Genomic DNA, 23165 nt, shown 5'->3' on the forward strand with positions numbered 1-23165 from the left:
AAAATCCCGGCAAATATAGCCGGGATTCGTGATTTATAAAATCTAAAATTGTTTTTAGAAGTTGAATGAGAATGTTGCAGCCCAAGTTCTACCAAATCCAAAGAAAACTTGGTTTTGTTGAGAAACACCGTTCCATTCTCCTGCTTGTACATAGCTTGTGTAAGAAGGAGCAGAAGAACCATAAGCTGCGTAATCAGCTGCAGAAAGGTTGCTCTGGTAGTTAGTGTTAGATTCTGCAATGTAAACTTTATCAAAAACGTTATAAACGTTTGCTCTTAGAGTAAAGTATTGCTTAGCATTAAGGTTTACCTTGTAAGATGCACCTAAATCAAAAAGTCCAAAACTAGGAAGTTTAAGAGCTCCTAAGTTTCCGGCAGCTTGACTTTGGAAGTTGATAGGGTTTACGTTAGCGTATAGATTGTTAACATATCTGTATGTTCCATCTAATTTGAAGTTTTTAGCAGGTTCAAGAACGAAACCTGCAGCATAAGTATTCTGAGCAGATCCTCCTACTTTTACTTTGTCTAAGTAAAGTGTGGTTCCAGCAAAGCTAGTTCCAGCGATTTCTTCATTTGTTTCAGTAAAGTAAGTACCAGTTGCGTTTCCTTCATAATACCAATCCCCTACAGAAACCATACCTGTGAAAGATAAATATTGGTTTACTTTTACGCTACCATCTACTTCTACACCTCTGTGAATTTCAGTAATTCCAGCAATGTTAGCATATGCGTTAGTAAATGTTACTCCTGGGTTGTTTGGATCTGGAATATTTAAATTACCTCTTCTTAAGAATCTATCTTTCCAAGAAGTTCTATAAACGTTCACGTTAAGGTTTACAGCAGATGAACGGAAACCGTATCCTAATTCAGCACCAAAAATCTTTTCATTGGTAAGATTTGGGTTTAAGAAGTTTTTATTGTTAGGATAAACAGCGTTTAAGAAAGGTTGCTTAGAATAGTAACCGATGTTTCCAAAAACGTTATGGTGATCATTAATATTATAGTTGATTCCCCCTTTAATATTGTAACCAACTAAATTTTTGAAACCAGTTTTAGTATTAAGTGCTGGGTTTTTAGCAGTAGGTTGGTTAGTTGGAGATGCTAATGTTCCGTTTAATAAAGAAACTCCATCTACGATAAAGTGGTCAATTCTTTGGAAACCTTGGTTAGAAACTGCACCTTGTACAAATGCTGATAAATTATCATTAGAATATTCTAACTGACCGAAACCACCATACCAAAGTACTTCTCCATCATTCCAGTAAGAAATCATATCTGCTTCTGGATCAATTTTTCCTCCAAAAGGATTCCAAGTAGGAGTAGCATCATGAGAATTTACGATAATTCTTTGACCAGTTGGGTTACTTGTAGAAATAGCATTTTTGTTAGTAGTATCTCTGAAACCAATAGCACCTAAGAAGTCACTTACTACTTGATAGTGGTAACCATAATAATATCTACCATCAATACCTGCAGTAAGTTTTAAGTTATCATTAATTTTTTGGTTAAAACTAGAAATAATACCAAACCAGTTATGAGAATTAATAGATGACCTTCTTATTATGCCGTCTGTAACAGTGTAAGTTTTTCCATTTGCAGGATTCGTTACAGTTCTAGGATTTCCCGCGATGTTGCTACCAGTACCAGGTCCGAAATCAGCAACTGCACCACCATTATTGTATGTAGCAATATCATCAAATCTTATTAAACCATCTGTTGTTCTAGGTAAATTAGAAGCTGTAATAGTAGTGGGAGAGCCATTACTTCCAAATTTCCCATTCCAAAAACTTCCTGAATCTCCAGTGCCACCACCTCTACCAAAAGAAGCGTATACTACTGTATTAAGTTTAGAAGCAGAAGAAATGTTCCAGTCCCAGTTTAAAGACATTACTGGTTTGTGGTAGTAGTTTCTTCTCATAGAGTATTCCTCTCCATTTAGAAGTCCCCAATCTGCGTTATATTTTCTGTTTGGATCACCACCATTTACACCACCATATTTAATATAGTTAGCGATAGTAATGAAAGATGATCTTTGGTTGTGCCATTGTGGAGCACCAGTAATGGTAAATTGGAAATCATGTTTACCGTTTTGGTAACCTAATGCCCAATAATAATTATATCCTTCGAATTCTGTACCATTAGCATACATGTTACCAGCAGTTCTACTTAATAGGAAAGAAGTAGACCATCCTGTAGACATTTTACCGCTATTGTAAGCAAATAGAGTTTTTAAGTAATCGTCATTAGCAACACCTAAAGAAACAATTCCTCCTTGTTTTTTGTCAGCAGCTCTAGTTACTACGTTAATAGTACCACCTACAGAAGCAATAGCTAATTTAGATGAACCTAGACCTCTCTGTACTTGCATAGCAGAAGTTACATCTGATAGACCAGCCCAGTTTGACCAATATACAGCTCCGTTTTCCATGTCGTTTACAGGAACCCCATTGATCATTACCGCTACGTTTTCTTGAGCAAAACCTCTAATGTTAATTTTAGAGTCTCCAAAACCTCCACCAGATTTAGTTGCATACACAGAAGGAGTAGTGTTTAGGACTTCTGGGAATTCTTGGTTACCCAATTTCTCTACAATTTGTGCTTCTTTAATAGTAGAAACAGCAACTGGAGTTTTTCTGTCCTTTGCGATATCTGCCACCCCAGTAAGAACAACTTGTTCGATGTCTTTAGAGTTGATAGAATCTCTAGTTTTTTGCGCAAATGCTACACTAGCAGCACTTAATACAATAACCACAGAAAGTCTTGACTTTCCTAAATAGTTGATTTTCATAAAGTTATATTATTTCAAACATTGTTTTATCGGGATGCAAAATACATTATTTTTTTTTAACTAAAATTAACATAGTGTTAAAATTTTATGAAATCCATAATTTTTTATCCACAATGAAGTTTTTGATTTTCAATTTGATACAAAAAAACACGCTATTAGCGTGTTTTTATTATTTTTAATTTTTTATGGCTTTTAAACTTAAATCTATATTTTCTGCGGAATGGGTAAGTGCTCCTGCCGAAATATAAGTGACACCTGTTCTGGCGATTTCGTTTAGTTGGTCTCTTGAAATTCCTCCTGAAGCTTCGGTTTCGCATTTTCCTGCAATAATTTTCACTGCTTCTGTCATGGTTTTTACATCCATATTATCTAGCATAATTCTATCAATTCCTTTTCCAGCAAGTTTTGCAGCTTCTTCTACTTCGGCTAGATTTCTGGTTTCTACTTCTACTTTTAGTTTTAATTTATTTTTTTTGAGGTAGTCTTGCGTCATTTTCACTGCATTGGTAATGCTTCCGTTGTAATCTATGTGATTGTCTTTTAGCATAATCATATCATACAAACCATATCTGTGATTGGTTCCGCCGCCAATTGCTACTGCCCATTTTTCACAAATTCTGAAATTTGGAGTAGTTTTTCTCGTGTCAAGCAATTTGGTTTTGGTTCCTAGAAGTCTAGAGTCCCACTCATGAGTTAAAGTAGCAATTCCGCTCATTCTTTGCATGCAATTTAGCACTAATCTTTCTGTAGAAAGGATAGAACGCGCACTTCCAGTAACGATGAAAGCAATGTCGCCAACTTTAGCATTTTCTCCATCTTTAATAAAAACCTCTACTTTTAAATCTTTGTCAAAAGTTTTAAAAATAATTTCCGCCAATTCTACTCCAGCCAAAATACAGTCTTCTTTTACCAAAAGTTTTGCACATTGTACCAATTCTTTAGGAATAGTTGAAAGAGTAGAGTGGTCACCGCTTTGAATATCTTCTTCTAAAGCAGATTTTATAAATTGTTTTAAGGCTTTATCGGTTACGTAATGTGGACGTTTCATAGATGTAAATTTCAAGTTTTTATCTGTGATGAATCTTTAAGCAAAATCTTTATTGTAAAAAGCACCTTTGTTTTCTTTCATCGCCAAAGAATGCTTAATAATAAGGTAAGAAACATTCACCAGATTTCTTAATTCTGATAATTCTGGCGAAATTACTGAATAATTATACAATTCTGTAACCGCTTCGTAGATTTCTCTTTGTTTTTTTTGAGCAAGTTGCAATCTTTCGTTGCTTCTTACGATGCTTACCAAATCACTCATCATTTCTTGAAGTTGTTTTCTGAGATAAGTGATGAGCACTTTTTCTTCCATTACTTTCATGCCTTCTTCATTCCATTCTGGTACATTTTCGAGGTCGAAGTAATTAAATTCGTCCTTGTGAAGCAATTCTACAGATTTCATTGCAGCATTATGACCATAAACTAAACCTTCCAAAAGTGAATTAGAAGCGAGTCGATTCGCACCGTGCAATCCAGAGTTGGTACATTCTCCCACAGCGAAAAGATTTTTGATAGAAGATTGTCCGTCTTTATCTACCACGATTCCACCCATTAAATAATGACTTGCAGGAACCACAGGAATCAGTTGTTTAAATGGATCAATTCCTTCATCCATGCATTTTTGATAAATATTAGGAAAATGTTCTATGAACTTTTTTTTATCCATTTCTCTACAATCCAAGCCTACATATTCATCACCAGAAATTTTCATTTCGTTGTCAATGGCTCTTGCTACAATATCTCGCGAAGCTAATTCTTCTCGCTCATCATATTTATGCATGAATTTCTCACCATTTTTGGTTCTGAGTTTTGCGCCATCACCGCGTACTGCTTCCGAAATGAGAAATAGCATTCCGTCTCGTTTAGAATACATTGCAGTAGGGTGAAACTGAATGTATTGCATGTTAGAAACTTTACCGCGAGCTCTGTGAACAAAAGCGATTCCGTCTCCTGTGGCAATTTTTGGATTAGTGGTGTTTTTATAAACGTGACCAGCTCCTCCTGTTGCTACCATGGTTACTTTTGCAGTAATTTTCTTTATTTTTTTATTTTTTTGGTCTAGAACATAAGCTCCATAACAAGAAATATTTTCTAAATCAAAGTTTTTATTGGGAATGTGGTGTTGAGTGATTAAATCAATAACGTAATGATAATCAAGAATTTCTATATTCGGAGATTTGTTGCAATATTCTAAAAGTGCCCGTTCTATTTCGGCACCTGTAATATCTTTATGGTGAACAATTCTAAATTCGGTGTGACCACCTTCTCTTCCGAGTTTAAACTCGCCATCTTCTTTTTTGTCAAAATTTACGCCCCATTCTACAATCTCACGGAAACGGTCTGGTCCTTCTTTGATAACCATTTCTACCACTTCTCTATTGTTTTCGTAATCTCCAGCGCGCATCGTGTCATCTATATGTTTCTGGAAATTATCAGTGTCTAAATCCATTACTACTGCTAAACCACCTTGAGCATATTTGGTATTGGTTTCGTCTTCCTCAGCTTTGGTGACGATGGTGATTTTAGCATCTGGTAATTTTTCAGAAATTTTAATGGCGTAAGAAAGTCCCGAAATTCCTGAGCCAATTACCAATACATCTGTTTTTATCATTTTAAAAATTGAGATTTGAAATTAGAAAGTCTGTAAAACTACATTTCAAATGTAAGGATTTTGAAAAGAATAGGCAGAATTCTGCTAAAGAAATTGACTATAATCTTTATTCAGATTTAAAACAATCCGCCCTCTTTTTGATTTTCAAAAAAAGCATCTATTTTTAAATTCGATGATTGAGAAGCTTTTACAGCGAGTTGGTCGCAGATTTCATTTTCAGGATGACCAGCATGACCTTTTATCCAATGAAATTCTATTTTATGTTTCCTAAAAAGCGGAATAAATCTTTGCCACAAATCAGGATTTTTCACATTTTTGAAGCCTTTTTTTATCCATCCGAAAATCCAATTTTGGTTGATGGCATCAGCTACATATTTAGAATCGGTGAAAACATGAACGTTTTCCTCGGGATTTTTTAACTTTTCAAGTGCTTCAATCACCGCGAGAAGTTCCATTCTATTATTGGTGGTCAAACGGAAACCTTCGGAAAAAGTTTTTTGATATTTTTTTTCAGGAACACGCATGAGAATTCCATAGCCACCCTTTCCAGGATTGCCACTACAAGCGCCGTCTGTGTAAATTTCGATTTTCATGTAAGTAAATTCGTGAAACTGAAAATTCGTAAAATCGTGAGCAAAAATATACTTTTACAATTTTACGAATCTTCGATTTTCCATTTTTTAGAACGGCATTTCAGCATCATCGTCATCGTCATTCATGGCAGAACCAGAAATATTTCCGTTATCTGGTAAGCCAAATGCTGCACCTGGATCTATGGAAACTCGCAATTTATCAAAACCGCTTGGTTCATCCTGTTGCGCAAAACCAGAAGAATGATAGCTTCCGAAAACGTCTAAATCTGAGAATTTGGCTAAGCTTCCGTGGAAACTTAATCTTACATCTGCAATAGAACCGTTTCTGTGCTTCGCAATGATAAGTTCTGCTTGGTTCGCAGAAGGAGTTTCGTCTTCCCAAGTGTCAATTTTATAATATTCTGGTCTGTAGATGAAAGAAACGATATCTGCATCTTGCTCAATTGCTCCAGATTCTCTCAAATCCGAAAGTTGAGGTCTCTTATTTGGACGGGTTTCTACGGTTCTGGATAATTGAGAAAGTGCAATAACAGGAACGTTTAATTCTTTTGCAATCGCTTTTAATGAACGAGAAATCGTTGCAATTTCTTGCTCTCTGTTTCCGCCACCTTTTCCTCCGGAATTTGCGGTCATCAACTGTAAATAATCCACCATGATGATTCTTACGCCATGTTGCATTACCAGTCTTCTGCATTTTGCACGGAAATCAAATACTGAAAGTGCAGGTGTTTCGTCTATATAAAGTGGAGCGTTTTCAAGAGCGGCTACGTTTGAGAATAGTCTTTGCCATTCTTCTTCAGACATTTGTCCTTTTCTCAATTTTTCAGAAGAAATTCCCGTTTCTGAGGCAATCATCCTTGTGATAAGTTGTACAGATGCCATCTCCAGAGAGAATAGCGCCATCGGAATATTGTGTTCTACAGTGATGTTTCTCGCCATAGAAAGTAGAAATGCGGTTTTTCCCATTGCAGGACGTGCCGCGATGATGATTAAGTCAGAACTTTGCCATCCTCCTGTTTCTTTGTCTACATCTCTAAATCCTGATGGAATACCAGACAGTCCTTCTTTGTCTTTTAAAGACTTAATTTTATCAATCGCTTCTTTTACCAAGGAATTTGCGGTGTCAAAACCTTTTTTGATGGTTCCATTGGTAATTTCGAAAAAAGATTGTTCTGCTTTGTCCAGCAATTCAAAAACGTCTGTAGATTCCTTATAAGAACTGTCGATTACATTCGCAGAAACATTAATCAAACTTCTGAGAATGAATTTTTCTAGAATTACACGAACGTGATATTCTATGTGAGCGCTCGAAGAAACGCCCATGGTAAGGTCTATAATGTAATGGTCACCTCCAGCAAAACCTAGTTTTTCTTCTTTTTTGAGCTCTTGGATTACGGTCATTAAATCTACAGGCTCGTTTTTTTCGTACAATTTTAAAATTGCAGAAAAAATAACTTGATGTCTCGGGTCGTAAAAAACCTCGGGAGTTAATAAGTCTATAGAATAATCTAATCCTTTTTTGTCAATCAAAAAAGTTCCAATAACCAATTTCTCGAATTCAACTGCATTAGGCGGCATTTTGCCTGCTGAAATAGAAAGTTCCTTCGCGAAATTACCATGTGTTAAACTTGATAATGTTTCCTTCTGTGCCATTGCACAAAGATAGAATTTTTAAAATTTTTTTGAGGTTAAATCTTCTTTTTGCGGATAATAATCTGCAAATGCTTTGTTAATGGAAGATGAGACGAAATTCCGAATGTTGATAAGTTTTTGACTTATTGATATTTAAACTTTTTAAAAAATAATGCTAGGCTTTTTTAATATTCCATTTTTCTCAATTTTGGAACAAATTTCCCTACAAAAAGTGCAATAAGAACGGTCATGGTTCCTCCAAAAACGACTGATCTTATCACGCCTAAAAGTTTCGCAGCAACACCGCTTTCAAATTGTCCCATTTCGTTGCTAGACATAATGAAGATAGAATTTGCACTCATCACCCTTCCTCGGATATGATCTGGAGTTTTCAACTGTACGATGGTTCCTCTAATCACGACAGAAATTCCGTCAAAAATTCCGCTCAACATAAGGAATAAGAAAGACAACCAGTAGAGTTTTGACAAGCCGAAACCAATGATGCACAAACCAAATCCAGCCACTACACCGATTAAAATTTTGCCCTGATTTTTTCTTAACGGAATGAAAGAAAGCGTTACAATAATCATCATAGAACCAATATCTGATGCAGCGTTGAGAAGCCCGAAACCATCAGCTCCTACTTTTAAAATATCACTTGCGAAAACAGGAATCATGGCAACTGCACCGCCAAAAAGAACGGCAAACATATCTAAACAAAGCGCTCCTAAAATTTCTTTCGTTCTATAAATGTAAGTGATTCCTTCTTTCATAGAAGCCCAAACTTGCAACTCATTTTTATGATATTCTGACTGTTGTTTTTTGATTTGAAAGAAAAATAAGGATGCCAATAAAATCAAAAATAAAATGACTACCAAAGTCCATTTTATCGTGATGAGCGCGATGAGAAATCCGCCAATAGCATGCCCTGAAACGGATGCGGTAAGAAAAGTCGCTTGGTTTAAGGTAATGGCGTTTGCTAATTTTTCTTGTCCCACAATTTTGGGAATCATTACCGGAACAATCGGGCCGATGAAAGCCCTACAAATTCCTGTGAAAAATATAATTCCGTAGATGTAATACGTGATTTCGTGACCTGTAAAAAGAAGATTAGATGCGTAAAATGCAGGAATTAATAACAACGCAATCAGCACAAAATATCCCGAAGTACACAAGAGAAGCATTCTTTTTTTCTCGTTCATGTCGATAACATGACCAGCGTACAAAGCTGTAGAAACTGCAGGAATAACTTCCGAAAGTCCTATCAAACCAATTGAAAATGGATCTTTGGTGAGCTGATAAACCCACCATCCTAATAACGTGGCGAGCATTCTAAACGCTAGAATTAGAAAAAATCTTCCGGTAAGTAAGTTTCGGAACTCTTTTTTTTTTGAGTTTTAATGGGCTCAAGAGAAATCATTGAGCAAATATAAAAGAAATAGAAATATTTTTTTAATAGTTAAAGTCTATATTTGTGCAATGAATTGGTTAATACTCATCATCGCAGGATTATTCGAAACTGCATTTGCATTTTGTTTAGGAAAAGCACAAGAAACCACAGGTAAAGAAAACCTCTATTGGTGGTCTGGATTTGCAGTTTGCCTTTTTCTTTCAATGTTTCTGATGTACAAAGCTATTTCTGGCGAAAATGGTTTGCCAATCGGTACAGCTTACGCAGTTTGGACAGGAATTGGAGCGGTAGGAAGCGTTTTGATGGGAATCTTTTTCTTTAACGAACCAGCCACATTTTGGCGCATCTTTTTTGTGTCAACTTTAATTATTTCAATTGTAGGATTGAAGTTTGTGAGTGAGTAATTAGATTTTAAAATTCTTTAAAAACTCACCAATTTTTCTATCATTCGCCAAACGAGGAATCTTATTTTGTCCGCCCAGTTTTCCTTCAGATTTTGCATATTCTTGGAAGGCATTTTTCTGCAATTTGGTGATTTTCAAAGCTTGCAAAATATTTCCAGAAATCAAATCATCATAATACGTGTTTCTTTTGCGCATTTCTCCATCTAGGTTTTGACGGAAAATTTCTATATTTTCTGGTTCTTTTTCAAATTCTATAAACCATTCGTGATAAGGCAATTCTCCATTTTCGGGATTTACTTTTGGCGCGAGATGAAACTCCGTAATTTGCGCTGGGAATTTTTCTACGGTTGCTTTCATTGCTTCTTCCACTTCAAAAGCAATTACGTGTTCCCCAAAAGCTGAGGTGAAATGTTTGGTTCTTCCAGAAACTAAAATTCTATGTGGATTTTTAGAAATAAAACGTACCACATCACCAATAGAATAAGCCCAAAGTCCAGAATTTGTCGTCAAAATCAACGCATAATCTTTATTGAGTTCTACCTCTTTCAAGGTTAATCTTGGTGCATCTGGTTTACCATACAACTCTAGCGGAATAAATTCGTAGAAAATTCCGTGATTCGATTGTAGTAAAAGTCCTTCTTTTTCATAATCATCTTGAAAAGCAAAAAATCCTTCACTTGCAGGGAATGTTTGGATAATATCTACTTTTCCGCCCAATAATTCTTCCATTTTCTCACGGTAAGGTTCGTAGTTTACACCGCCAGTTACAATGAGCTGAAGATTCGGGAACAATTGTTTTATTTTTTTGCCATTTCTTTCGATGAGCTTTTCAAAATACATGATTAACCAAGGCGGAATTCCCGAAATCAAAGTCATGTTCTCCTTTTCGGTTTCTTCTACAATTTTATCTACTTTGGTTTCCCAATCTTCTATGCAATTGGTTTCGTAGCTCGGCAATCTGTTTTTTTGCAAATATTTTGGGATGTGATGCGCTACAATTCCTGAAAGTCGGCCCGTTTTTATATCGTTAATATCTTCCAGTTCTGGCGAACCTTGCAAGAAAATCATTTTTCCGTTTACAAAATCGGCATTATTTTTTTGCGCAATATAATGGAAAAGTGCAGATTGCGCCGCTTTCACTTGGTAGTCCATTCCTTCTTTGGTCAAAGGAATATATTTCGTTCCAGAAGTGGTTCCAGAAGTTTTCGCGAAATATTCTGGTTTTTCTGGCCAAAGAATATTTTTGTCGCCGTGTTTTACTTTTTCTACAAAAGGTTTTAGGTCTTCGTAGTCAGATATTTTCACGTTTTTCTGAAAATCTTCTACCGATTTAATTTCCGAAAAGTTATGCTGAAGTCCGAAAAGTGTTTTTTCGGATTTTTTGACCAAGTCTAATAACAATTTTTCCTGAAGAACTTCGGCGTTATTTTTGAAGTCTTTTGTTTTGGCAACATGGTTTTTCGCCCAAATTTTGGCGATGCTTTTCTTTAAGAAATTTATCATTTGCCAAAGTTAAAAATAAGTTTTGAAAAAACTATCTTTGCACCGTCAAACGATTTCGGAGCAACCCGAAATCGCTTTTGTCGTTTTATCAATTTTTGAAAAATGATGAAAAAAATTACAATTTTATGATATTACAATGCTAAAAAATATTAGCCAAACGCTTATTCCTGAGTTTTTAAGAAAGAATTTTGGAAAAGAACTTTTTGAGAATTTAGACCAAAACCAACATATTTCTGTGAAAGGTTTTGCAGGTTCTGTTCCATCTATTTTGGTGGCAGAATTATTTCTTACGCAGAAAAAAGATGTTCTTTTTATTATTGACGATAAAGAATCTTCCAATTATATTACTTCGGAATTAGAGGAAATGATAGGCGAAGAAAACGTTTTGTATTTTCCTGAAACGCATTTAGAACCTTATCAAGTTGAGAAAACTCAAAATGCAAACATCGTTTTACGAACCGAAGTGCTCAATCGTTTGAATTTTGATAAAAAGAAAAAAATTATCGTTGCCACCGCTTCTTCGCTTTCAGAAAAAGTGTTGAAAAAGGAAGATTTCAAAGCGATTTCTCACACGATAAAAGTTGGCGACCAACTGGATTTTGATTTTACGGAAGAATTACTCAATCAATTTAATTTTAATTATACCGATTTCGTTTCTGAACCTGGAGAATTTTCGGTTCGTGGCGGAATTGTAGATGTTTTTTCTTACGCTTACGAAAAACCGTTTAGGATTACCTTTTTCGGGAATGAAGTAGAAAGTATTAAGGAATTTGACATCGAGACTCAACTTTCCACAGGAAAAGTCAATGACTTTGAATTGGTTTCTAATATGAATTTTGCGGTTTCGGGAAGCAAGGTTTCTCTATTGGATTTATTGCCAAAAGATAGTTTCATTGTGACTAAAAATGCTTATCTCACCGAAAAAAAACTCAAAGATTTCTACGAGAAAGCAGAGCAGAAATTTGAAACGCTAAGCAAAGAAATCAAGCACCAAAAACCAGAAATTCTTTTCGTTTCTGATGAAATATTTTTGGAAGATTTCCAAAAATTTAAAACGATTGATTTCACTTCTCAATCTCTACAACTCTACGACTCTACCATTCTCCAACTTAATCAAACTTCACAACCCACTTTCCACAAAAATTTTGAGCTTCTTGCCGAAGATTTAAAAGAAAAAAAAGAGGAAGGTTATGAAACATGGATTTCTTTTTCAGGGGAAAAACAAAAGGAAAGATTAGAGAGTATTTTTGAGGAACTGAATCACGATTTACCGTTTAAATCTTTCAAATCTGAGCTTCATGAAGGCTTTGTAGATTACGAACTAAAAGTTTCGGTGTATACAGATCATCAGATTTTTGACCGTTACCAAAGATATAAAGCCAAGAATTCTTTTGCCAAATCTGAGCAATTAACGCTAAAAGATTTAATGTCTCTGAAAGTAGGCGATTACATCACGCATATTGACCACGGAATTGGGAAATTTATGGGTTTGGTGAAGGTTACCAATGATGGGAAAACGCAGGAATGTTTCAAATTGACGTATAAAAACAACGATTTGCTCTACGTTTCTATCCATTCACTTCATAAAATTTCAAAATATAACGGTCCAGATGGAAGAGAAATCGTTCTCAATAAACTTGGTTCTCCAACTTGGAAAACTTTAAAGCAAAAAACCAAAGCAAAAGTTAAACAAATTGCATTTGATCTCATCAAATTATATGCTCAGAGAAAAACAGCAAAAGGTTTTTCGTTTTCGCCAGATTCTTATTTGCAGAACGAATTAGAGGCGAGTTTCATTTACGAAGACACTCCAGATCAGGAAAAAGCAACGCAAGATGTAAAAAATGACATGGAAAATGATGGTGTAATGGATCGATTGATTTGTGGAGATGTAGGTTTCGGAAAAACGGAAGTGGCAATTCGTGCAGCGTTCAAAGCGGCAACCGATGGAAAGCAAGTCGCAGTTTTAGTTCCTACCACGATTTTGGCGTTTCAACATTACAGAAGTTTCAAAGAAAGATTGAAAGATTTTCCTGTCAGCATTTCTTATTTGAACCGTTTCCGTTCTGCCAAACAGAAAAATGAAACCAAAGAAGGACTCAAAAATGGTAAAATTGATATCGTCATCGGAACGCATCAATTGGTAGGAAAAGATATAGAATTCAAAGATTTAGGTCTTTTAATTATTGATGAAGAGCATAAATTCGGGGTAAATGTAAAAGATAAACTCAAAACGTTAAAAGCCAATATTGACACCTTGACTTTAACAGCAACACCAATTCCAAGAACGCTTCAGTTTTCTTTGATGGCTGCAAGAGATTTATCGGTGATAAAAACGCCACCGCCAAATCGTCAACCAGTTGATACACAAATTATTGGATTTAATGAAGAGATTCTAAGAGATGCGATTTCTTATGAAATTCAAAGAGACGGACAAGTTTATTTCATCAATAATAGAATTGAAAATCTGAAAGATATTGCAGGTTTAATTCAGCGTTTGGTTCCAGATGCGAGAGTCATTACAGGCCACGGACAAATGGACGGAAAAGAATTGGAAGCCAGAATTCTCGATTTTATGGAAGGAAAATATGATGTTTTGGTTTCTACCACGATTGTAGAATCTGGAGTAGACGTTCCGAATGCGAACACGATTTTCATTAATGATGCGCAGAAATTTGGGATGGCAGATTTGCACCAAATGCGAGGTAGAGTTGGACGAAGCAATCGAAAAGCGTTTTGTTATCTGATTACGCCACCGTTTGATATGATGACTTCGGATGCCAGAAAACGTTTGGAAGCGATAGAGCAATTTTCGGATTTGGGAAGCGGTTTCCAAATTGCGATGAAAGATTTGGAAATTAGAGGAGCTGGAGATTTATTGGGAGCGGAACAAAGTGGTTTTATCAATGAAATGGGCTTTGAAACTTATCAAAAATTGATGCAGGAAGCCTTGGAAGAATTGCAAAATGAAGATGATTTCCAAGATTTATTTGAGAATGAAGAAGACCGTAAAAAATTATTCAAATCTCAGAAAGAAGTTAATATTGACACTGATTTTGAGTTGATGTTGCCAGATTCTTACGTGAATTCTACGGAAGAAAGACTTTCATTATACCAAAAATTAGCAGAAATTCAATCTAAAGATGAATTGCAAAAATTTGAAAATGAATTGATTGATAGATTTGGGAATCTACCAAAAGAAGCAATAAATTTGTTAAAATCTGTTGAGTTAAAATGGCTCGCAGCGGAAATAGGTTTTGATAAAATCGTCATGAAAAACGGAATTTTCCTCGGGTATTTCCCAGATAATCCTCAAGATAAATTTTACCAAAGCGAAAAATTCAGAAATATTATCGCTTATTTAAGTCAAAATCCTAAAGAAGCTCAACTGAAAGAAAAATCTGGTAAAGAAGGCAATCAGCTCATGATGAGAAAAGATGGTGTAAAAAATGTAGATGAGGTGAATGTTCTTTTACACAGAATTTTATCTCATTAAAAATTAAAAAATTAAATTTGCGCTCAACGAGCATTAATTAATATTCAAAAAACGTGAAATACTTAATCGTAGGTTTAGGAAACAAAGGTGAAGAATACGCAGAAACGCGTCATAATATTGGTTTTAAAGTAGCCGAAAAAATTGCACAAACTTTAGAAGCTCCTTTTAAATCTGCCAATTTTGGTTGGATTTCTGAAGGTAAATACAAAGGCAGAAAAGTTTTTGTTCTTAAACCAGATACCTACATGAATCTTTCTGGGAATGCGGTAAGATTTTGGATGCAAAAAGAAAATATTCCGTTGGAAAATGTATTGGTGATTACGGATGATTTGGCACTTCCTTTCGGAACTTTGAGATTAAGAAAAAAAGGTTCAGACGCTGGTCATAACGGTTTGAAGAACATTCAAGAGGTTTTACAAACACAAAATTACGCAAGATTGCGTTTCGGGATTTCTGCAGATTTTTCCGAAGGAAAACAAGTAGATTATGTTCTTGGGAAATGGAATGAAGAAGAACTCAAAACTTTGCAAGACAGAATAGATGTTTTCGCAAAAGCGTGTCTATCATTCGTTTTCGCCGGAATGAATAATACGATGAATACTTTTAATGGGAAGTAGATTTATTCAAATATTTGTAATACAGAATACCTAAAATAATATTCGGAATAAATGATTGAAAAAGAGGAATTTGCCATAAATCTTTTTCATCAAGAGTGCTCCAACATGAGACTCTAACAATAAAAATTTCATAATTTACAAGAAAACTACATGCAATTGTTGTTAATGTTAATGAAAGAAAAATAATATTTTTATTGATTCTCAATAAATCAAACAATTTAAAAAGTACAATATTTAGAAGACTTAGATAAATAAAATATTTTCCAAATTGTTCTAGAAAAATAGAATCATCTGCGTTATTGCAAGATGTATTTAATAAAGTTGTATTCATTGAAACTATTGCTTGTATAATCACAAACAAACTGCTAAGAGCTATAATTTTTAAATACATTTTCATAATTTCTTCCTAAAAATACAATACTCTTTATATAGGTTAAAACCTTCTAATTTCTCAATTTCGCCACGCATTTTCAGGTTGTCTTTCATAATGAGATGAGAATCTACTTTTTTGAATCCTAATTTCAAGGCAGAACCGAAAAGCATGGTTGCTAAAACCGCATCCAGACCTTTGTTTTGATAATTCGGATGAATGGCGCCCAACAAAAGTTGAAGCCTTTTTGAAGTTTTCATTGCCCATAAAATTCTTGCCCAACCAAAAGGTAAAATTCTTCCGAGTGAATTTTTTATCGCTTCGCTTAAATCTGCCATTGCAATGATGAAAGCGAGCAATTCGCCGTTTTCATCGGTAATCATTTTGATGAGTTTTGGATTAAGAAGTGGCAAAAAACGTTCGGCAAATTCCGTCATTTCGTCTTCGGTAAGTTTTGTGAAGCCGTAAATTTCGGTGTAGGTTTTGTTGATGAGGTCAAAAACAGGTTTTACATAAGGTTTCACCGCTTTTGTTGAGGTAAATTCTACCGTTTTTATCTTTAAATTTTTAGAAACTCTTTCGTTGAAATTTTTATAACGATTCAGTATTTGTGAAGTAATCGGAACGTCATATTGTACTAAATCTACAAAGTTTTCGTAGTGATTTTCCTTGATGAAATCTACCATAAACGGAAAACTGTGATTGGTGACGAGCATTGCTTTTTCTTCGAAACCTTTGGTGAGAAAACCTTGCGGTTCTTTGTCTGAAAAAGCCATTGGTCCGATGATTTCTGTACAATTTTTAGATTTTGCCCAAGTTTCCACTGCAGTAATTAAAGCATTGAAAACTTCTTTATTTTCAAAACATTCAAAAAAAGAAAATCTAGCGTCATTTTTCCCGAGAAATTTATTGTAATCGGTAGGAATTATACCCATAATTCTGCCAACAGCTTTTCCGTTTTCGTATGCAAGGAAAAGTGTCGCGTCATTGTGCTTAAAGAGTGAATTTTTGTCTTTGTCAAAGAATTTTTCATCATCCATATACAAAGGATGAAGCCAATTTTTATGGTTTTTATGAATTTTTTCGGGAAGATAAATAAACGTTTTTAAGTCTTCTCTGGTCTTGACTTCTTTAACTGAAACGGACATCCAATTTATGGTTTAAAAATTTGTAAAACTTAAAGGTAAGAAAAAATACAATCGGCGCAGAAATAAATCCAGCAACTACATCTACAGAATAATGCGCCTTAATGTAAACTGTAGAAAACATCAATAGAACAACAAAGGGAATGAAATATTTTACTGATTTCTTGAAATTTTGATACAACCAAAAAATAACTATCCAAGAAATCCCTACATGTGAACTTGGGAATGCGGCAGTGGGAACTTCGCCATTTTTTTGAATGAGTTTGACCATATTTCCGAAAATTCCTTTGGCTTCAATCGTGTTTTCTGGAAATGGAAAATAAAATTGTGGACCTTCTGCTGGAATTAATATAAAAGTGAAATAATACAGTAAAAATGAAGTGATTAAAATGAAGCTAAATTCTTCTATCTTTTGTGGAATTTTGAGATAAATAATCAAAAAAGCAGCTAATGGTAAAAGGTAATATGAAAAATATCCGAAGTAAAATAGTTCGTTTAAAAACAATGAATTAAAGTGTTTTGAAAATTCGATGGAAGGCTGAAAACCGAATATTTTTTGGTCTAAATGAGATAGAAAGCCGTCAACTTTTGGAAAAATTAAAGTATTTAAAACAGCAGTTTCTTTGTATAGAAAAGTCATCAAAGCATAAATTGTAATTCCTTCGGCTAAGTAAAAAATTTTGGAAGAAATTTTATTTTTCAAAAAGAGAAATGCTAAAAAAATAATTAAAAATAAAAGTCGGACTCCAAAAAAATTGAGGTCTAGAAAAAGGCTTGGTTGTGTAAAAAGTACTACCAATTCTATTCCGCAGAAATAGAAAAGAATGGGCAACCAAATTATAGATATGTTTTTCAAGAGGGTGAAAATTTCATCAAAAGTACAAAAAAAGCCCCTAATTAAGGGGCTATAGCGAGAAAGTGTTAATTAAAAATCAAAGTTATATGAAGAAATTCTCGCTTGTGTTATATGTTAGTCGCAAAAACTAGAGCCATGTTACAACTCCAGTTTCCACATCGTAATTTGCACCTACAATTTTTATCTTTCCTTCTTTCTCTAAATTTCTTAAAGTAGAACTTTGGTGACGAATATCTTCGATGGTTTTTTTGATATTACAAAGCGTTAATCTATCTAATAAATCATCATTTTTAGAAGAACGTTCTTCTCCTTCTTTGATGATTTCGTGGATGCAAGATTCGAAATGATAGATAAGGTGATTAAGATTATCCATTCCAAGTCCTTCGATTTGAGGAGCATCTAATCCACCTTTTAGAGCGCCACATTTGGTATGTCCTAAAACCACTACCAATTTAGAACCTGCTACATTACAAGCAAATTCCATAGAGCCTAAAATATCTTGATTGGCAAAATTTCCTGCAATTCTGATGCTGAAAATATCTCCCAAACCTTGGTCGAAAATAAGTTCTGCGGAAGTTCTACTGTCGATACAACTGAGTACCGTTGCAAAAGGCCATTGTCCTTCTCTAGTATCATTTACTTGCTCTAGAAGGTTTCTGTTTACTTTAAGATTGTTTACAAATCTTTGGTTCCCTTCTTGTAAAAAAAGAAGTGCTTTTTCTGGGGTAATCGTAGATTGAGTTTCTGAAGTATGTGCTTTCATAATTTTTTCTTTTAATTTTTTTAAAAACCTTTTCGGAACACTGAAATTTGGCTCCGAAAAGGACACAATGTTAATTTAATAGGTATGAAGTTATGATATTTTTAAATTACTCTTCTGTGTGAGATGGTAATGTGTGAATGTTGGTCGTTTTCATATTCTTTGTAAGAAGTTTTAAATCCTTCTAGAACCACTTCTATATCTTCTTCTCTGGCTCTTACATTGGCAAAATCCGAGATTAAGTCGATAATATCATCAGAGACATAAGAAGTTTTCTTAGCATTTATAATCACTCTAGAGTTGGGTTTAATATTTTTAAGCGTTTTTTTGATGGCTGCTTTATTTAAGAATGAAACTTCTTCTGCCAAATCTATGGTGATTTCATCAGCGCTTTCTAGATCTTCTCTACTCAAATAATAAGCGCGTTTCATGTTTCCAAGTAGCAAGAAAAGAATACTGATGGCTAAACCAATTCCTACTCCTTTTAATAAATCTAATGCTACCACCGCAATAATAGTAGCGATGAAAGGGATAAATTGATATTTTCCTTTGCTCCAGAAATGGCTAAGTTTTGCAGGACTTGCTAATTTATAACCTACCATTAATAAAACTGCTGCTAAAGTCGCCAAAGGAATTTTGTTCAATAAAAATGGAATAGATAAAACAGATACTAACAATAAAATACCATGAACAATAGCCGAAATTTTACTTGTTGCACCAGCATTAGCATTTGCAGAAGTTCTCACTACCACCGAAGTCATAGGTAAACCTCCAATAAAAGAAGAAACTAAGTTGCCAATACCTTGTGCTTTCAACTCTAAGTTAGTATCTGTTATTCTTTTGTGTACGTCCATTCTATCTGCAGCTTCTATACATAATAATGTTTCTATGGAAGCTACTACTGCGATAGTTGCACCAATAATCCAAACTTGAGGATTCAGAAATCCTGAAAAATCTGGAAAAGTGATTAAGTTTTTAAAATCATCTACCGATTGCGGAACCGGAAGCGTAACCAAATGTTCACTAGAAATTTCTAGAGCGCTTCCTCTAAAAACTTCATTGAATAAAATCCCAACAATTACCGCTACTAAAGCTCCCGGTAAAAGTTTTATTTTTTTGAGGAAATTTACTCTTTCCCAAGTAATAAGAATAGCTAATGAAATAATCGTTACCAAAACCGCTCCTGGTGTGATGGCGTTTGCTAATCCTGATAAATATTCAGATAAATTAAAGCCGTCAAAAATTTGTTGATTGCCTTCAAAATCTTTGTCGTAACCTAAAGCGTGAGGAATTTGTTTTAAAATAATAATGACTCCAATTCCGGCTAACATTCCTTCGATAACGTTATTGGGGAAATAGTTAGAAATACTTCCTGCTCTTAGAAAACCAAGTGCCAATTGTATAAAACCTGCAATTAAACCTGCAGTTAAAAACAATTCGAAGCTTCCTAAATCAGTGATGGCTCCTAAAACGATGGCTGCTAAACCTGCAGCTGGTCCAGAAACGGAAATAGGAGAATTGCTGATGAATCCTATTACGATTCCACCTACAATTCCTGCTAAAATTCCAGAAAGTGGTGGTGCACCAGATGCTAATGCAATACCTAAACAGAGTGGTAATGCTACGAGAAATACTACAATTCCCGAAGGAATATTTTCTTTTATTCCGCCGAATAAAGTGTTTGTTTTTTTCATTGTATGAATATCGATATGTGTTTACAATCAATTACTTAGATGTAAGTAATCAATTCTAATGTTTGAAAATTTAATTTGTTAAAAAGCGTCAAGGAATAGCCCATTTTTTTGAAAAAAAGGCATAATTTTCCTATGAAATTTTAGAAATTAAACTTCTGGTGGCGGAGAAAATATCGATTTGAAAGGACTTAGGTGAATAGAATCGTCCTTAAGAATGTATTTGCTGATTTTTTTATCAGAAAAGAAAACTCCCATAAAATCTTTGAAATTGTAAGGTTTTGGGGGAAACTTTTCGTTATAATTGGCGAGATTATTCTTAACCTCTTCTTCTGAAATATTATTATTGAGCGTAGGAATTTCCCAATCAAATATCACAGCGATACTTGGTAAAGCTGTAAAATTGATGAAAACTGCCAGAACAAAAATGCTCAAATACTTCATATCGTAAACTTTCTTAGAAGTTTTTATTATTTTTTCTGCTCATCACCCAATCAGAATTGGTTAGGTCATAAACTTTTTGAATATTTTTCAATATTTCTTCGAAATCTATATTTAAGTCAATTAATTTCCCTGTTTTGAGGTCGAAAACCCAACCGTGAACAATAGGATAGTGGTCTAAAATATATCTTTCTTGTACGCAAGCCATTTTAATAACGTTGATGCATTGCTCTTGAACATTCAGTTCAATCAATCTATCATAGCGTAATTGCTCGTCTTTTATCGCGTCTAATTCTTCTTGGTGCAATCTGTAAACATCTCTGATGGTTCTTAGCCAAGGATTCATTAATCCAAAATCTTGAGGCGTCATCGCTGCTTTTACACCACCGCAACCATAATGGCCACACACAATAATGTGTTTTACTTTTAAATGTTGTACTGCATACTGAATGACAGCAGTAGAACTCATATCTAGGGTATTCACTAAGTTGGCAATATTTCTATGCACAAAAACTTCGCCGGGTTTCATGCCCATTAATTCTTCGGCGGTTGCACGACTGTCGCTGCAACCTATGTAAAGATATTCTGGACTTTGACCTTCTGCTAATTTTTTAAAAAAATCAGCATCTTGACCTAGTTTTTCTTCAACCCATTTTCTATTATTTTCGAAAATAGTTTCGTAGCTTTTACCCATAATTTTTCATTTACAAATGTAGAATAAAAAATTTCTAAATACATCTAAATTCCGATAGATAGCATCAATTTTTATTCCAAAATAATGACTTTAAGACTTTTTAACACTTTTAATGTTAATTTTTTTGAGTAATCTTCAAGTTTACTCCTGGAGATTTAAACGGCACAAAGTTAATGAATTTTTGAGTTCTAAGGTAAATTCTTAATGTTTTGAAAACCAACAATCTTTGTAAAATTGAAAATTATTATGTATATTTGCCACGGATTAACGGAAAAGAAATGAGAAGGCTTCGAAAGAAAGCCTTTTTTCGTAGCGTAACCTCAAATGTGATTATGGATTTTAGAGCAAAAGTAGAACAACTCGTTCATGAGTTTTTAGAAACTAGAAAAGACCTGTATCTCGTTGATTTAAAGATTTCTGCAGGAGATGATATTACGGTAATTTTAGATGGAGATGAAGGTTTGAGTCTTCAGGATTGTCTAGATGCGAGTAGAGCAATAGAATTTAATCTTGACAGAGAAGAGCATGATTTTTCTTTACAAGTGATGAGTCCGGGATTAAGCGAGCCATTGAAGCTTCCTCGTCAGTTTAAGAAAAACATGGGCAGAGAGATAGAAGTACTTCTGAATTCTGATGAGAAAATACAAGGTGAAGTAGTAGCGGTAGATGAAGATAAAGTAACCATTGTGTTAAGATACAGAAGGCCTAAATTAATAGGAAAAGGAAAAGAAGATGTAGTAGAGAACAAAGAAATTCCTTATGCTGAGATAAAAAAGGCTCTTGTAGTCATTAAATTTTAGTCTTTTTAGGGCTAAAAATGGTTTAAATAACATTAAAATTAATATAAAAAAATTAAAATGGACAATTTAGCGTTGATTGAATCCTTTGGTGATTTTAAAGACGAAAAAGGGATTAGTAAGATTGATTTAATGGCCATCATTGAAGATTCATTGAAAACTCTTTTGAGAAAAAGATATGATTCTGATGACCATTTTGACGTAATTGTAAACCCTGATAAAGGAGATTTTCAGATATTTCTAAATAAAACAATTGTGGAAGATGAAATGTCAGAAGATGATGATTTAGAAATAGAAATTTCAGAAGCGAAAAAAATAGACCCTACTTTCGAAGTAGGTGAAGAATATACTCAAGAAATTCCTGTAGCACAACTGGGAAGAAGAAATATTTTAACCCTTAAACAAATTCTAGCAACTAAATTGCAAGAGCATAACAATGCAATGCTTTATGAGCAATTTAAAGATAGAATTGGTGAATTGGCCATTGGTGAAGTGCACCATATTCGTCATAAACATGTAATTTTGCTAGATGACGAAGGTAATGAATACATTTTACCAAAAGAAAACCAAATTCCTTCTGACTTTTTCAGAAAAGGAGATAATGTAAGAGCGGTAATCGAAACTGTGGATTTCAAAGGTTCTAAGCCTCAAATTATCGTTTCTAGAACTGCTCCTAAATTCCTAGAAAAGTTATTAGAACTTGAGATTCCAGAAATTCAAGATGGGACTATTATTTTGAAAAAAGTAGTGAGAATTCCTGGTGAAAAAGCGAAAATCGCGGTAGATGCTTATGATGATAGAATAGACCCAGTTGGAGCTTGCGTTGGGGTGAAAGGTTCTAGAATTCATGGTGTAGTAAGAGAATTGAGAAATGAAAATATAGACGTTATTCAATGGTCTAAAAATTCTGAAATTCTTGTGAAGAGAGCACTTGGTAATGTAACGATTAATAAAGTAGAAATCAATGAAGATGAAAACTACGCATTAGTTTACACGCCAGTAGAAGAAATTTCTAAAGTAATCGGTAAACAAGGTCAAAACATTAGATTGGCATCTTGGTTATCTGGTTTTGAAATAGATGTTTACAGAGAAAAACAAGCAGATGATGATGTGGAATTAACAGAATTTGACGATGAAATCGAAGCTTGGATTATTGCTGAGTTTAAGAAAGTAGGTTTAGAAACTGCGAAAAGTGTATTAGATAAAGATACAGAAGCGCTAGTAAACATGACAGACTTAGAGGAAGAAACGATAGAAGAAGTAAAAAGAATTCTAAAAGCAGAATTCGAAGATTAATATCTTTAATTTT

General features: G+C 34.3%; 18 protein-coding genes and 1 pseudogene. 5 read left to right on the plus strand and 14 right to left on the minus strand.

Annotation, left to right across the window (positions count from 1 at the left end):
• Positions 1 to 54: 54 nt before the first annotated feature.
• The 6 genes and pseudogenes from QO190_RS01830 to QO190_RS01855 all read right to left on the minus strand — a co-directional run bounded on the left by QO190_RS01830 (position 55) and on the right by QO190_RS01855 (position 9091).
• Positions 55 to 2787, minus strand: coding sequence for a TonB-dependent receptor (locus QO190_RS01830; protein ID WP_371461040.1), 2733 nt, complete (start codon positions 2785 to 2787; stop codon positions 55 to 57).
• Positions 2788 to 2962: 175 nt separating this feature from the next.
• Positions 2963 to 3835, minus strand: a complete 873-nt coding sequence (nadC, locus tag QO190_RS01835; RefSeq protein WP_371461041.1) for a carboxylating nicotinate-nucleotide diphosphorylase — start codon at positions 3833 to 3835, stop codon at positions 2963 to 2965.
• A 36-nt stretch (positions 3836 to 3871) separates the two neighbouring features.
• Positions 3872 to 5446: an L-aspartate oxidase gene (gene nadB, locus QO190_RS01840; protein ID WP_371461043.1), complete on the minus strand. Its 1575-nt coding sequence runs from the start codon at positions 5444 to 5446 to the stop codon at positions 3872 to 3874.
• Between the two features lie 116 nt (positions 5447 to 5562).
• Positions 5563 to 6039, minus strand: coding sequence for a ribonuclease HI (gene rnhA / locus QO190_RS01845; protein ID WP_371461045.1), 477 nt, complete (start codon positions 6037 to 6039; stop codon positions 5563 to 5565).
• A gap of 87 nt (positions 6040 to 6126) precedes the next feature.
• The gene (gene dnaB / locus QO190_RS01850) at positions 6127 to 7692 is read right to left on the minus strand and encodes a replicative DNA helicase (RefSeq protein WP_213190068.1); all 1566 of its coding nucleotides are present in this window, start codon (positions 7690 to 7692) and stop codon (positions 6127 to 6129) included.
• Between the two features lie 164 nt (positions 7693 to 7856).
• Positions 7857 to 9091 (minus strand): annotated as a pseudogene (locus QO190_RS01855) (MFS transporter).
• A gap of 59 nt (positions 9092 to 9150) precedes the next feature.
• On the opposite strand from QO190_RS01855, the gene QO190_RS01860 reads away from it, so the two are divergent.
• A complete protein-coding gene (locus tag QO190_RS01860) occupies positions 9151 to 9486 on the plus strand; it encodes a multidrug efflux SMR transporter (RefSeq protein WP_371461046.1) in 336 nt (111 codons plus the stop codon).
• Here the strand turns inward: QO190_RS01860 and QO190_RS01865 are convergent, their stop codons facing one another.
• Positions 9487 to 10989 (minus strand): GH3 auxin-responsive promoter family protein, encoded by a 1503-nt coding sequence (locus QO190_RS01865; protein WP_371461048.1) that lies wholly within the window; start codon positions 10987 to 10989, stop codon positions 9487 to 9489. It abuts the gene before it with no gap.
• Positions 10990 to 11125: 136 nt separating this feature from the next.
• Between QO190_RS01865 and mfd the strand changes: the two genes are divergently transcribed.
• Positions 11126 to 14485: a transcription-repair coupling factor gene (mfd, locus tag QO190_RS01870; protein WP_371461049.1), complete on the plus strand. Its 3360-nt coding sequence runs from the start codon at positions 11126 to 11128 to the stop codon at positions 14483 to 14485.
• A gap of 53 nt (positions 14486 to 14538) precedes the next feature.
• Entirely contained in the window at positions 14539 to 15102 is a 564-nt protein-coding gene (gene pth / locus QO190_RS01875; RefSeq protein ID WP_371461050.1) for an aminoacyl-tRNA hydrolase, read from the plus strand.
• Here pth and QO190_RS01880 read toward each other — a convergent pair.
• The 7 genes from QO190_RS01880 to QO190_RS01910 all read right to left on the minus strand — a co-directional run bounded on the left by QO190_RS01880 (position 15089) and on the right by QO190_RS01910 (position 21059).
• On the minus strand, positions 15089 to 15499 hold the full coding sequence (locus tag QO190_RS01880; RefSeq protein ID WP_371481238.1) for a hypothetical protein: 411 nt from the start codon (positions 15497 to 15499) through the stop codon (positions 15089 to 15091). The genes pth and QO190_RS01880 overlap by 14 nt on opposite strands.
• Entirely contained in the window at positions 15496 to 16620 is a 1125-nt protein-coding gene (locus tag QO190_RS01885) for a hypothetical protein (protein WP_371461052.1), read from the minus strand. The genes QO190_RS01880 and QO190_RS01885 overlap by 4 nt, the downstream gene beginning before the upstream one ends.
• Positions 16604 to 17320 carry a phosphatase PAP2 family protein gene (locus QO190_RS01890; protein ID WP_371461053.1) on the minus strand — a complete coding sequence of 239 codons (717 nt, stop codon included), beginning with the start codon at positions 17318 to 17320 and terminating at the stop codon, positions 16604 to 16606. Before QO190_RS01890 ends, QO190_RS01885 begins: the two co-directional genes overlap by 17 nt.
• A 280-nt stretch (positions 17321 to 17600) precedes the next feature.
• Positions 17601 to 18236: a carbonic anhydrase gene (locus tag QO190_RS01895; protein WP_213190059.1), complete on the minus strand. Its 636-nt coding sequence runs from the start codon at positions 18234 to 18236 to the stop codon at positions 17601 to 17603.
• A gap of 101 nt (positions 18237 to 18337) precedes the next feature.
• Positions 18338 to 19927 carry a SulP family inorganic anion transporter gene (locus QO190_RS01900; protein WP_371461054.1) on the minus strand — a complete coding sequence of 530 codons (1590 nt, stop codon included), beginning with the start codon at positions 19925 to 19927 and terminating at the stop codon, positions 18338 to 18340.
• Positions 19928 to 20074: 147 nt separating this feature from the next.
• Positions 20075 to 20368: a hypothetical protein gene (locus QO190_RS01905; RefSeq protein WP_371461055.1), complete on the minus strand. Its 294-nt coding sequence runs from the start codon at positions 20366 to 20368 to the stop codon at positions 20075 to 20077.
• Positions 20369 to 20381: 13 nt separating this feature from the next.
• A complete protein-coding gene (locus QO190_RS01910; RefSeq protein ID WP_371461057.1) occupies positions 20382 to 21059 on the minus strand; it encodes a carbonic anhydrase in 678 nt (225 codons plus the stop codon).
• Between the two features lie 332 nt (positions 21060 to 21391).
• Here QO190_RS01910 and rimP point away from each other — a divergent pair, with 332 nt between their 5' ends.
• Together rimP and nusA are read left to right on the plus strand one after the other, a co-directional pair.
• The gene (rimP, locus tag QO190_RS01915; RefSeq protein ID WP_371461068.1) at positions 21392 to 21859 is read left to right on the plus strand and encodes a ribosome assembly cofactor RimP; all 468 of its coding nucleotides are present in this window, start codon (positions 21392 to 21394) and stop codon (positions 21857 to 21859) included.
• 57 nt (positions 21860 to 21916) lie between these two features.
• On the plus strand, positions 21917 to 23152 hold the full coding sequence (gene nusA / locus QO190_RS01920) for a transcription termination factor NusA (RefSeq protein WP_069800161.1): 1236 nt from the start codon (positions 21917 to 21919) through the stop codon (positions 23150 to 23152).
• Positions 23153 to 23165: the final 13 nt, after the last annotated feature.

It is taken from the genome of Cloacibacterium sp. Arc13, from assembly GCF_041431305.1.
GTDB classification, from domain to species: domain Bacteria; phylum Bacteroidota; class Bacteroidia; order Flavobacteriales; family Weeksellaceae; genus Cloacibacterium; species Cloacibacterium caeni_B.

Excerpts from the sequence above, each read along its gene's own strand:
- nadC (WP_371461041.1), bottom strand. The coding sequence starts at position 3,835 with ATGAAACGTCCACATTACGTAACCGATAAAGCCTTAAAACAATTTATA.
- QO190_RS01885 (WP_371461052.1), bottom strand. The coding sequence starts at position 16,620 with ATGTCCGTTTCAGTTAAAGAAGTCAAGACCAGAGAAGACTTAAAAACG.
- QO190_RS01900 (WP_371461054.1), bottom strand. The coding sequence starts at position 19,927 with ATGAAAAAAACAAACACTTTATTCGGCGGAATAAAAGAAAATATTCCT.
- QO190_RS01895 (WP_213190059.1), bottom strand. The coding sequence starts at position 18,236 with ATGAAAGCACATACTTCAGAAACTCAATCTACGATTACCCCAGAAAAA.
- mfd (WP_371461049.1), top strand. The coding sequence starts at position 11,126 with ATGCTAAAAAATATTAGCCAAACGCTTATTCCTGAGTTTTTAAGAAAG.
- QO190_RS01860 (WP_371461046.1), top strand. The coding sequence starts at position 9,151 with ATGAATTGGTTAATACTCATCATCGCAGGATTATTCGAAACTGCATTT.
- nadB (WP_371461043.1), bottom strand. The coding sequence starts at position 5,446 with ATGATAAAAACAGATGTATTGGTAATTGGCTCAGGAATTTCGGGACTT.
- rimP (WP_371461068.1), top strand. The coding sequence starts at position 21,392 with ATGGATTTTAGAGCAAAAGTAGAACAACTCGTTCATGAGTTTTTAGAA.
- QO190_RS01880 (WP_371481238.1), bottom strand. The coding sequence starts at position 15,499 with ATGAAAATGTATTTAAAAATTATAGCTCTTAGCAGTTTGTTTGTGATT.
- QO190_RS01865 (WP_371461048.1), bottom strand. The coding sequence starts at position 10,989 with ATGATAAATTTCTTAAAGAAAAGCATCGCCAAAATTTGGGCGAAAAAC.
- QO190_RS01905 (WP_371461055.1), bottom strand. The coding sequence starts at position 20,368 with ATGAAGTATTTGAGCATTTTTGTTCTGGCAGTTTTCATCAATTTTACA.
- nusA (WP_069800161.1), top strand. The coding sequence starts at position 21,917 with ATGGACAATTTAGCGTTGATTGAATCCTTTGGTGATTTTAAAGACGAA.
- dnaB (WP_213190068.1), bottom strand. The coding sequence starts at position 7,692 with ATGGCACAGAAGGAAACATTATCAAGTTTAACACATGGTAATTTCGCG.
- QO190_RS01830 (WP_371461040.1), bottom strand. The coding sequence starts at position 2,787 with ATGAAAATCAACTATTTAGGAAAGTCAAGACTTTCTGTGGTTATTGTA.
- rnhA (WP_371461045.1), bottom strand. The coding sequence starts at position 6,039 with ATGAAAATCGAAATTTACACAGACGGCGCTTGTAGTGGCAATCCTGGA.
- QO190_RS01910 (WP_371461057.1), bottom strand. The coding sequence starts at position 21,059 with ATGGGTAAAAGCTACGAAACTATTTTCGAAAATAATAGAAAATGGGTT.